We start from the raw sequence: 11,665 nt of genomic DNA, 5'->3' as shown, positions 1-11,665 counted from the left end.
GGTGACCCGTACGGGTTGAGGGGGGTCAGGGGTGTGCCACGCGCTTCGGGCGGGCGACGGGACTCTCGAAACGCGCCCTGGCGAGGGCACGCCGCCTCACGGCTTCCGCGCCACCCCCGCGTACACCGGCACGATGCCCTCCGCCTGGGCCGCCACGTCCTCCGGCTCGGGCCGCCAGCCGCACACCGGGATGACACCCGGGCCCAGCAGTTCGAGGCCGTCGAAGAAGCGCGAGAACTCCGCGAGGGTGCGCGGATGGAACGGGGTACCGCTGCGCCGGAAGGCGGTGGCGGCGGCCTCCATCGCCTCCGGGCTCAGGTCCGCGGTGGTCTGCGACAGGATCAGACAGCTGCCCGGCACCAGCTCCGCGAGGTACCGCTCCAGCAGCCCGTAGACGTCGTCGCCGTCCTCCGCCTCGCCCAGATAATGGGTGAGCGCGACCAGAGACAGCGCGACCGGCTGCTTGAAGTCCAGGGTCTTTCCGGCCAGCCGCAGAATGGTGTCCGGGTCACGGACGTCGGCGTGCACATAGTCGGTGCTGCCCTCCGCGCTGCCGCGCAGCAGCGCCTGCGCGTGCCGCAGCACGATCGGGTCGTTGTCCGCGTAGACGATCTTCGCCTCCGGGGCCACCGCCTGCACCACCTGGTGCAGATTGGGCTCCGTGGGGATGCCCGTGCCGATGTCCAGGAATTGCCGTATCCCCGCCTCGGCGGCCGTACGGACCGCACGGTGCATGAACCGGCGGTTCGCTCGGGCCCCGCGCACCGCCGCGCCGTCCACGGAGAGGATCCTGCGGGCCAGTTCCTCGTCCACCGGGTAGTTGTCCTTGCCACCGAGCCACCAGTCGTAGACCCGGGCGGGGTGTGGACGGCTGGTGTCGATGGGTGTGGGCGCGTCCTCGGGTGCGGTCATACGGGTTCGGCTCCTCGGAATAGGGCTCGAATCGGATCAGGAACAGCGCGCGGATCAGACCAGGGACAACGCTCGAACCAGACTCGGAACGACGCTCGAATCAGACTCGGAACGACGCTCGGATCACGCTCTCAGAAGTCCTCGCGGCGCTCCCGCAGCAGCTGCTTGGTGCGTTCGACCGACGCCGCGCGCGCCGTCATGTGGTCCAGCACCTCCAGATGCGCGGAGACCTCGTTGCGGGAGTCCAGATAGAGGGCGCCGGTCAGATACTCGGTGAACACCATGTCGGGCAGCTCCGGTTCGGCGAACCGGAAGAGCGAGAAGGGCGCGTACGTCCCCGGGTGCGGGCCGTCGCGGAACTCCGCGAACTGGAGGGTGATGTGCTCGCGCTCGCTGAACTCCAGAAGTTTGTCGAGCTGTTCGCGCATGACCTGGCCGTGGATGCTCACCGGGCGGGCCAGTACCGTCTCGTCCATGATCACCCAGAGGCGGGGCGGGTCGGTCCTCTCCAGCAGCTTCTGGCGGGTCATGCGCAGCGACACATGGCGCTCGATCGCCTCCTCGCCGATCTGGCCGATCGTCCCGGCCTCCATGACGGCGCGCGCGTAGTCCTCGGTCTGGAGCAGTCCGGGCACGAAGTGCGGTTCGTAGGAGCGGATGATGCGGGCGGCGCCCTCCAGGCTCACATACAGGCTGAACCACTCCGGCAGCACATCGTGGAAGCGCTGCCACCAGCCCGGCTGATTGGCCTCCTCGGCCAGCTCGACGAACGAGGCCGCCTCCTCGTCGGGCACCCCGTACGTGGTGAGCAGCACCTGTACGTACGGGATCTTCAGCGCGACCTCGGCCATCTCCATCCGGCGCACGGTCGCCGGGGCGACCCGCAGCACCTTCGCGGCCTCCTCGCGCTTGACGCCCGCCGTCTCGCGCAGCTCCTGGAGCCGTCTGCCCAGCACCACCTGGCCGACCGTGGGCGCGGCCCGTCGCTCACTCACGCCACGCCTCCCCTGGGCCTGTCCGGCCCCAACACGCCGAAAACTGTCGGCCAGTGTGCCATGCGTGGCGTGATCGTACGCATGCCCGTCGTGAAAGCGCGACCCAAGTGCAACCTGGTGCCGCGTCAGATCACTGGTGTACGACCATACTTCACGGCGTCCCGACGTGTGTCCGGCGGCCCGGAGCACCCGTTCCGAGCGGCGGCCCCCGCCGGGACCCGGGCCGTCTGCGGTCCCGGTCCCGCGACCAGGGCCCCGGCGGCCCGGCTGTGGCACGCTGAGAGGGGGCCGTACGGCAGGAAGGAACGAGGTCATGGCCGTCGAACCGCTGTCGCAGCAGGAACTGCAGACCCGGCTGGCCGAGCTGCCCGGCTGGACCCTCGACGGGGACCGGCTCACCCGCTCCTACCGGCTCGGCTCGCACTTCGCGGCCACCGCGATGGTCGTACACATCGCCCAGGTCCAGGAGGAGCTGAACCACCACTCCGATCTCACCCTCGGTTACAACACCATCTCCCTGAGTGTCCACACCCACAGTGCGGGCGGCGCCGTCACCGGGAAGGACGTCGAGCTGGCCCGACGGGTCGAGAGCCTCGCCGCCGCCCACGGCGCGACCTGACCACCCGCGGACCGGCCCGTACGCACACCCGAGCACCGTACGACGGGGGGACACGTGCTCGACTACGACAAGGAAGCCGCCGCCTACGACATCACCCGCGGCGGCGAACCGCGCGCCGCGGCCGCCGCCGAAGCGATCCTCGGCCTGCTGCCCTGCCGCCCGTCCCGGCTGCTCGACGTGGCCTGCGGCACCGGGATCGTGACCCGCTGCCTCGCGGCCGCCCTGCCCGCCACCCGGGTGACCGGCGTGGACCTCACCCCCGGGATGGCCCGTCGTGCCGCCGCCCGGCTGCCCGGCGCGGTCGTCGTCGCCGACGGCAGACGGCTGCCGTTCCCCGATGCCACGTTCGACGCGGTCACCAGCGTCTGGCTGCTGCATCTGATCGACGACCCCGCCGACGTCCGCGCGGCCGTCGCCGAGTGTGCCCGGGTGCTGAGCCCCGGCGGTGTCTACATCACCACGGTCGACAAGGCGTCCGCGCATGACGTGGGCAGCGACATCGACGCCGTGCTCGCCGGCCGCCCGCGCCGTCCCGCCCCCGACGCGGCGTTCGCCGTCGACCTCTACGCCGCCCTGAGCGGGCTGCCGCTCCCCGCCGGGCGGGCCCGCTTCCCCGGCCACGGGCAGGGCCGCAGCCCGCGCGGCACGGTGGCCGACCTGCGGCGCGGCTGGTTCACCCGGCTGCCGCCCGGCGATCCGCTCACCGAGTGCTACGCCGAGCGCCTCACCGCGCTCCCGGACCAGGACCGGCCGCGCCCCGACCCGCAGTTCAGCCTGCGCGCCTACCGCAGAGCGCGGCGGAGCGGGCGGTCGGCCGAAACAGGCGGCAACCACAGCGCGCACAGCGGCGACTGAGAGGCGGAACCCTTCCGCCCCTTCAGGAGGTATGTCCCGTGCAGCACCCGCACAGACACCGCAGGCGCCGTGCAGCCCTGGCCGCGGCCGGGGCCGCCGCCGCGCTGGTCGGCGGCGGTCTGACCGCGCTCACCGGCAGCAGCGCCGAGGCCGCCACCGGCCGCCAGGTCGAGAAACTCGACCGGGGCGTGGTCAGCGTCCACACCGACAGCGGCAATCTCGTCAGCTGGCGCTGGCTGGGCACCGACGCGGACAAGGTCTCCTTCAACGTCTACCGCTCCGGTACGAAGGTCAACGCCACCCCGATCACCGGTTCCACGAACTACTTCCACTCCGGCGCCCCCGCCCAGGCCGACTACACGGTCCGCGCCGTCGTCGGCGGGGTCGAACAGGCCGACTCCGTGCACGCTATCCAGCTCCGCACCGGCTACAAGGACGTACCGATCTCCCCGCCCTCCGGCGGCACCACACCCGACGGCGTCGCCTACACCTACGAGGCCAACGACGCCTCCGTCGGCGACCTCGACGGCGACGGCCGGCTGGAGTTCGTTCTCAAGTGGCAGCCGACCAACGCCAAGGACAACTCCCAGTCCGGTTACACCGGCGACACGATCCTCGACGGCATCAAGCTCGACGGCACCCGTCTGTGGCGCATCGACCTGGGCCGTAACATCCGCTCCGGCGCGCACTACACCCAGTTCCAGGTGTACGACTACGACGGCGACGGCAAGGCCGAGATCGCCATGAAGACCGCCGACGGCACGGTCGACGGCACCGGCACGGTCATCGGCAGCTCCTCTGCCGACCACCGCAACTCCAAGGGCTATGTGCTGTCCGGCCCCGAGTATCTGACCATGTTCAACGGCCGTACCGGCAAGGCGATGGGCAGCGTGGACTATGTCCCGGCGCGCGGCACGGTGTCGTCCTGGGGCGACTCCTACGGCAACCGCGTCGACCGCTTCCTCGCCGGCACCGCCTATCTGGACGGCTCCCGCCCCTCGCTGATCGAGGCGCGCGGCTACTACACCCGTACGGTCATCTCGGCCTGGGACTGGCGCAACGGGGCCTTCACCCGCCGCTGGACCTTCGACACCAGCTCCTCGGCCAACAGCGGCAAGGGCTACGACGGCCAGGGCAACCACCAGCTGTCGGTGGCCGACGTCGACGGCGACGGCAAGGACGAGATCGTGTACGGCGCGATGGCCGTCGACAACAACGGCGCCGGGCTGTGGACCACCAAGAACGGCCACGGCGACGCCCAGCACGTCGGCGACCTCGACCCGTCCCGGGCGGGCCTGGAGGAGTTCAAGGTGGACGAGAGCTCCTCGAAGCCGTCGTCGTTCATGGCCGACGCGAAGACCGGCAAGGTGATCTGGTCCACCGCGGCCGACGGCGACAACGGCCGGGGCGTGTCCGGGGACATCTGGGCGGGCAGCGCGGGCGCCGAGTCCTGGTCGTCGGCCGTGAGCGGCATCCGCAGCCCCAAGGGCACCGTCGTCGCGAGCCGCAAGCCGTCCAGCACCAACTTCCTCTCCTGGTGGGACGGCGACACGGTCCGTGAACTCCTCGACGGCACCCACATCGACAAGTACGGCACCTCCGGCGACACCCGTCTGCTGACCGGCGCCGACGTCCACTCCAACAACACCACCAAGGCGACCCCGTCGCTGTCCGGCGACATCCTCGGCGACTGGCGCGAGGAGGTCGTCTGGCCGACGACGGACAACAAGGCGCTCAGGATCTACTCGACGCCGTACCAGACGAGTACGAGGATCACCACACTGCTGCACGACACGCAGTACCGCACCGCGCTGGCCTGGCAGAACACGGCGTACAACCAGCCGCCGCACCCGAGCTTCTTCATCGGCGACGGCATGGCCACCGCACCCCGGCCCACGGTCTACACGCCGTAGCGCGGGTCCACGGCAAGGAAGAGGGCGCGTGCCCGGTGCGGCACGCGCCCCAGGGCCTGTCCGGCGGATCATGCCGGAGACGCGGGGGCCGGCACGCACATCTGCGGCGTTGTCGTCGGTCGCCGACTCCCCCGAGTTCTCGGCTGCGCTCGAACAGGGGGGACCCCCGTCGCGTCGACTCCCTCCTCCGCCTTGCAGCTGCACGCACCAGCCCCCGCTCACCCGGGTTGACAGGTGCCGTCGGTTTCCTCCGACTTGATCCACCGGACAGGCCCTCGGTGTGTCAGGCGACCGTGCAGGTCTGGTCGCCCAGCTTGAACGCCGTGGGTTTTGAGTTGGTGCCCGTCCAGCTCCCGGTGAAGCCGAAGGAGACCGACGAGCCCGCCGCCACGGTGCCGTTCCAGGCGACGTTCTTCGCGGTCACCGTCGCACCCGACTGGGTGAAGTCGGCGTTCCAGAGCTGGCCGATCTGCTGTCCGTCGGCGAAGGACCAGCCGAGCGACCAGCCGCTCCACGCCGTGGAGCCGGTGTTGGCGAGCTGGACGTCGGCCTGGAAACCGCCGGTCCACTGGTTGGTGATCTTGTACGTGACCGTGCAGGCGCCGGTCGGCGTCGGATCCGTACCGCCGCCACCGCCCCCGCCGCTACCCCCTCCGCTGGTGTCGGAGGAGTCGCCGTAGATCACGCCCCGCCCGTTGGTCGAGACGTAGACCCGGCCGTAGACCCGCGGGTCACCGGTGATGGCCGCGCCGGTCCAGCCCCACTGGTGGGCGTCGTCGTTGATCCGGGTCCAGCTCGCGCCCGCGTCGGTGGAGCGGAAGATGCCGCGCACCCCGCCGATCTTCGCGCTGGTGTAGAGCGTCTGGTAGGATGCCCCGGCCGCGGCCTTGCCGAAGCCGATGGTGTCGGCCTGCTGGACGTTCGACAGCTTGGTGAAGGCGGTGCCGCCGTTGGTGGAGTGCCACAGCCCGTAGGCGCCGTCACTCGCGCCGCCCGCCAGCCACACCTCGCCCTTGGTGCCGGGCAGCGCCTTGAAGCGCACGCTGTCCCCACTCGGCAGCCCCGTCGCCGCGGACGCGGTGAAGGTCGTCCCGCCGTCCGAACTGACGTAGAACTTGCCGGACTTGAAGCCGTAGAAGGTCTTCGGGTCGACCCGGTCCGACTCGACGACGGCGCCCGCCGGGATACCGCTCGACGCCGACCAGGAGGTACCGAACCCGGTCGTGTACTGCACTCCGGTACCGGCCGGGCTCCACACGAACCGGCTGCCGTCCGAGGCCGCCGCCACCGTGCCGCCGCCGCTCACTCCCGAAGGGTCGGTCCCGGCGAACCAGTTGGCGCCGTTGTCCGTCGAGAACGCCACATGCGCGCCGGAGTCGACATTGCCGACCCGCACCACCGTGTTCGGGTTGGTCTCGGCGAAGTCCAGAGTGGTCGTCGAGGTGAAGGTGGGCGAAGTGAACATCATCGAGGGGACCTTGGTGAGGTCCGTGTGCCGGAAGCCGCCGATGTCACCGAGGGCGCTGAACAGCTGGGCGCCGCCGGAGGGCGGGGCGGCGAGATCGCTGACCGAGGTCTCCTCCAGGCCCTGCACCATCGGCTTCACGGTGAACTGGCCGCCGCTGTCCCAGTTGGTGAGGTTCTCGGTGCCGTAGAGGGTGGCGCCCGTGCCGTACATCATGCGGGCCGAGTCGAACGGGTCGATCTCCAGGGCTTCCGTCATCCACCCGAGTTTGGGGGTCTGTTCGGGCGGTGACGGGTTCGCGCCGAAGGTCAGCCAGGGGGAGGACGAGACGTCGATCGTGTAGCGGTTGGAGCGGTTGGGGTACGACGTGTAGTCCCAGGCCTTCGTCCAGGTGCCGCCGCTGTCCGTGGAGCGGAAGATCTGGGTGTCCGGCCACCAGGAGCTGTAGGCGGTGGCCATCACCGTGCCCGGATGCTGCCGGTCGACGGTCAGTCCGCTGAAGCCGTAGTAGGTGTCGGCCTCCGCGACCGGACTGATGTTCGTCCAGGTTCCGCTCGCGGTCGCGTACCGCCAGAGCCGGCCCTTGCCGCCGTCGTAGGGGCCGCCCTTGTCGCTGTAGGCGAGATAGAGGTAGCCGTTCTTGGCGTCCAGGACGCCCTTGTGGGCCAGATAGCCGGTGGGCTGTCCGGCGAGCCGCGTCCAGGTGGAGCCCGCGTCGGTCGAGCGATACACCGCGTTGTCCTTGTCGGCGACACCGACGTAGACCGTCTTCGTCGCCGTGCCGGAGGTGCCGGTCGACTCGTCGAAGGTCACCCAGACGACACCCTGGTTGTCACTGGCGTAGCCGGAGGTGTCGGTCGGATCCTGCTGGTAGTTGCCGGAGTTCGGGAAACTCGTCACCTGTGACCAGGTCACCCCGGAGTCCGTCGAACGCCACAGGCCCTTGCCGCTGGGGGCGCCCAGATACAGGACGCTGTCCTTGTTCGGGTCGACGGCCAGGCGCTCGCCCATGCCGCGGCCCGGCATGTTGCCGCCCAGCTTGAACGGCAGGTCGGTCTTCTGCCAGCTCGCGCCCCGGTCCGAGGAGCGCAGCACGGCCCCGTTGCCGGGATCCCAGCTGTTGGTGTACGTGCCGACGGCCGCGTACACCTTGTCCGGTGCGAGCGCGTCGGTGGCGATGCTGACCACGCCCGTGTGGCCCCAGTCGTCCCAGCCGACCGAGTCCAGCAGCGGGGTCCAGGTCTTGGTGGACTGCTGCCAGCGGTAGGCGCCGCCGATGTCGGTGCGGGCGTAGACGAGGTTCTTCTCGGAGCGGTTGAAGACGATGCCGGGGACGAAACCGCCGCCGTCGACCCGGGCGTTGTGCCAGGTGTAGGTGTCGGCGGCGAGCGCGGTGGTGGCCTTCGGGGTGCTCGCGGCCAGTGCGGGCGGGGTGCCCGCGAGCAGTCCGGCGGCGAGCGCCAGGACGGCCGTGATGACGCGGGTTCTTCGCACGGGTGGGGGTCCTCTCTGATCGCTGCTCATCGGAGCGGAGCTGGGCATGGCATGAAGACCAGGCGGGCCCCCAGTGCGGGTGGGGACCGCCCGGTCCGGTGGCCTCGCCGTCCGGTGGCGGGGCCGGGCACACGGAGCACCGGCGGGGCGTGGCGAGGTACTCCGTGTACGAGCCCGAGGTGTGGCTGTTCGGGCAGTTCCGCGTACGAGCCCGAGGTGTGGCCGCTGGAGCGGTTCCGCGAGCCCGAGGTGTGACTACTCGAGCAGTTCCGCGTACGAGCCCATGGCCAGCGCGATGTCTGCCTGGGCCCAGAAGCGGTGATAGGTGAAGCTGGGCGCGGCGCCGCCCGCCAGATAGGCCGCGATCTTCGACCAGGACGGGTCGTTCTTGTAGAAGGACCGGATCGAGGTGAAGGTCGAGGACGAGTTGACCGTGTCGCCGTTCGGCATCTTGCCGCTCCAGCCGCTCGGGACGTAGACGCTGTCGTCGAAGCGGTTGTAGTCGGCGCGGGTCTCCGGGACGGCGACGCCCATGCTGTCCTGGTAGTTCGCCCACATGCCGTCGAGGAGCGCCTTGGCCGTCGACTTCGCCGTCGCGTCACCGGACTTGGCGGCGTAGTACGTCAGGGTCTTGGCGTACGCGGCGGCCACACCGACGTCATTGGTGTAGTCGGCGACGGTGACATGGAGCCCGCTGTTGGAGCCGGGGCTCGACGCGTTCCAGGTGTCGGGCTGGCCCGACCACTGGAGGGTGGAGGGGATCAGATAGGTGCCGTCCGGGTTGACCGTGGTCTTGGACAGCGCCCACTTGACCCACTTGTCGAGGACCGCCTTGGCTGTGGTGTTCCCGGTCTGCTGGTAGTACTCGGCGACCCGCTCCATCGACCATGCCTGGAAGCCGAACCACTGGTTGGACGGAGGGTCGTGGTAGACCGGCTGCCAGTCGTAGTACATGCCGTAGAAGGTCGACGTGCCGGCCGGCGGGGTGGCGTAGCGGCCCTGCCAGCTGTTGGTGGCGCCGCCCGCGATGGCGCCCTCGGACGACTGGAGCCACTGGTAGAACTCCAGCTGCCGGGTGAGCGACTTGCCCCAGTCGGCCACGCCGGTCGCCGACTTGGGCTCCAGGTCGGCGTAGTTGCTCAGCGCGTACGCGGCCAGCGGGTTCTGGTAGCCGCCGTGCACATGGCTGGAACCGATCCGCCAGGCCCAGCCCGCGCTGGTGTCGGTCGCGCCGCCCCAGGCGTAGTACCAGGAGAGCAGATAGTGCGAGGCGTCCTTGCCGGTGCCGGCCGCGCAGCCGGTCGGCGAGGTGCAGTTGCCGATCTTCTTGAAGTACTTGTCGTACATGGCGTAGCGCAGATAGTCGCCCATCTTCGCCGCCTTGCCGACGGTGGTGGAGACATCGCTGCCCTTGCCCTGCTGTTTGGCCCACACGTCCGCCCAGTACGCGGCCTGCACCGCACGCGCGTCGGCGTCCGGGGCGTCGGTGTACTTCCACTGCTTGGCGTAGGAGGAGTCGCCGGTGAACAGGTCCAGATAGCCGTTGGTGCCGCCGTACTTGAAGGCGTCGCAGGTGGGCTGCGGGACGGTCTCCCACACCGACTCCTGCGGGCCGCGCTGGAAGGTGTTGAGGTAGGAGGGACCGGTCGCGGTCGGGCCGGCCTCGCACTTGCCGGGCTCGTCGCCGTAGCCGTAGACGTTGTCGACGTCCTGGATCCAGTGCATCCCGTAGACGTCGTCGGTGCCGTAGGTGCTCTTCAGCTCGCCCGCGATCGGGTCGGAGCCCACCGACACACCGGTGTCCAGCTTCGCCGGATACTGGTCGGGGGTGTCCTGCTCGGGGGCGTAGGTGGCCGGTTTCGAGGCGTTGTAGAAGGAGTTGGTCGGCTGGTCGGCGTGGGTCGGGATCATGTACTTCTCCATGAGGTCCCAAGCGCCGTTGAACTTCGTCCAGTCGCCCGTCACCTTGCCGTACATGGCCTGGAGCCACAGGAGGTAGCTGTACGCCTCCGAGGTGGTCTCATGGCCGTAGTCCGGCGCCTCGACGATCAGCGTCTCGACCGAGTGGTACGGGATGCCCTCCGGCGAGAAATAGCCGTTCGCCGGGTTGGTGATCTTCCCGTAGAGGTCCAGGAAGCGGGCGTCGTACGCCTTGGTGGCACCCAGCTCCGTGACCGTGACCGCCGCGCCGGTGTAGCCGGTGGCCGTCGCGGTGAAGGTCGCCGTCCCGGTGCCGGACGCGTCGGCGGCGATCGTCACCGTCTGCGCCGTGCTCCAGTTGGACGGGGTGAAGGTGAGCGAGGAGCCGGAGCTGACGGACAGTCCGGTGCTGCCCGCGGTCCGGGCGACGCTCACGCTCACATTCGCGCTCGGCTGCGTGGACAGCTTCACCGTGAACGTGCCCGTCTTGCCCTGCTGGACGCCCAGTTGGGACGGCGACGCCACCAGGGCGGGACCTGACGCGACGGTGATGCCCACCGGCGCGGACGGCGCGGACGCGCCCAGGCTGTCGTACGCCTTCGCCAGCAGAGAATGACTGCCCACGGTCAAACTTGAGACCGAAAGAGAGTACGGCGCGCTGGTGTCCGTGCCGAGCAGCGTGGTGTCGTCGTAGAACTCCACCTTGCTGATCGTCGCGTTGTCGGCCGCCGCCGCGGTCGCCGCGAGCGGGACCGCCGTGCCCTGGGTGTAGACCGCGCCCGCGGCCGGGCTGGTCAGCACGGTGATCGGCGGCTGGTGCGCGCCGGTACAGGTGGTGCCGTTGACCGCGAAGGCCGTGGGGGCGGTGTTGGTGCCGCTGTACGTGAACTGCGCGCCGGTGGAGACGGCCGCGCCCGCGGCGATCGTCCCGTTGTACGACGCGTTCTGCACGGTGATCGACTGGCCCGACTGGGACCAGGTGCCGTTCCAGCCGTTGGCCAGCTTCTGGTTGCCCGAGTAGCCGTAGGTCAGGGTCCAGCCGTTGATCGCGTCCGTGCCCCGGTTGGTGATCGTGAGGTCGGCGGTGAAGCCCGAACCCCAGTCGTTGGTCTTGTAGTCCACGCTGCACTGGACCGTCGCCGCCTGTGCGGGTGTCGTACCCGTGGCGAGCATCGACAGCGGAAGGGCGAGCGCGGCCACCACGGCGGTCCACAACCGCCGCACCCTTCTGTGTCTGCGTCCGTGAGGTCCAGGATCCATGTGCTGGTTCCTCCTTGCGGCTCGACGTAGTCAAGGCTTGAACCAGTGGGAGCGCTCCCATAGTGGGGACGGTGCAAGGGGCGGTCAAGACGCTTGAAGACTCGAAAAGATTCGACAGTCTCGGAGTGATCGGTTCCGGCCTTTTTGAGGAAAAGTCAAGCGACACCCCTGTCCTTTGCCGTCTCTTGGCGCTACCTTCCTTCGCACCAGTGGGAGCGGTTCCATCAGTCGA

The 11,665-nt window shown here is 69.8% G+C and carries 7 protein-coding genes; 3 read left to right on the top strand and 4 right to left on the bottom strand.

Going from position 1 to position 11,665, the window contains the following annotated elements; all coding sequences use genetic code 11:
• Window positions 1–96 precede the first annotated feature (96 nt).
• Both ACSYGN_RS07040 and ACSYGN_RS07035 read right to left on the bottom strand, forming a co-directional pair.
• Window positions 97–912: an SAM-dependent methyltransferase gene (locus ACSYGN_RS07040; protein WP_460392960.1), complete on the bottom strand. Its 816-nt coding sequence runs from the start codon at window positions 910–912 to the stop codon at window positions 97–99.
• 131 nt (window positions 913–1,043) lie between these two features.
• Window positions 1,044–1,907, bottom strand: coding sequence for a helix-turn-helix domain-containing protein (locus tag ACSYGN_RS07035; RefSeq protein WP_460392958.1), 864 nt, complete (start codon window positions 1,905–1,907; stop codon window positions 1,044–1,046).
• A gap of 313 nt (window positions 1,908–2,220) precedes the next feature.
• Between ACSYGN_RS07035 and ACSYGN_RS07030 the strand changes: the two genes are divergently transcribed.
• Genes ACSYGN_RS07030 through ACSYGN_RS07020 form a run of 3 tightly spaced genes read left to right on the top strand, consistent with a single transcriptional unit; the run spans window position 2,221 to window position 5,294 of the window.
• Window positions 2,221–2,526 (top strand): 4a-hydroxytetrahydrobiopterin dehydratase, encoded by a 306-nt coding sequence (locus ACSYGN_RS07030; RefSeq protein WP_460392956.1) that lies wholly within the window; start codon window positions 2,221–2,223, stop codon window positions 2,524–2,526.
• Between the two features lie 54 nt (window positions 2,527–2,580).
• Window positions 2,581–3,381 (top strand): class I SAM-dependent methyltransferase, encoded by an 801-nt coding sequence (locus ACSYGN_RS07025; RefSeq protein ID WP_460392954.1) that lies wholly within the window; start codon window positions 2,581–2,583, stop codon window positions 3,379–3,381.
• 38 nt (window positions 3,382–3,419) lie between these two features.
• Window positions 3,420–5,294 (top strand): rhamnogalacturonan lyase, encoded by a 1,875-nt coding sequence (locus ACSYGN_RS07020; protein WP_460392952.1) that lies wholly within the window; start codon window positions 3,420–3,422, stop codon window positions 5,292–5,294.
• A gap of 283 nt (window positions 5,295–5,577) precedes the next feature.
• Here ACSYGN_RS07020 and ACSYGN_RS07015 read toward each other — a convergent pair whose 3' ends face one another.
• Window positions 5,578–8,253, bottom strand: a complete 2,676-nt coding sequence (locus ACSYGN_RS07015; protein WP_460392950.1) for a cellulose binding domain-containing protein — start codon at window positions 8,251–8,253, stop codon at window positions 5,578–5,580.
• A 255-nt stretch (window positions 8,254–8,508) separates the two neighbouring features.
• The gene (locus ACSYGN_RS07010; RefSeq protein ID WP_460392948.1) at window positions 8,509–11,433 is read right to left on the bottom strand and encodes a glycoside hydrolase family 48 protein; all 2,925 of its coding nucleotides are present in this window, start codon (window positions 11,431–11,433) and stop codon (window positions 8,509–8,511) included.
• Window positions 11,434–11,665: the final 232 nt, after the last annotated feature.

It is taken from the genome of Streptomyces sp. YIM S03343, from assembly GCF_054729195.1.
Note: the sequence above shows the minus strand (reverse complement) of the source record. Positions and strands in the feature narration are given on the sequence as shown.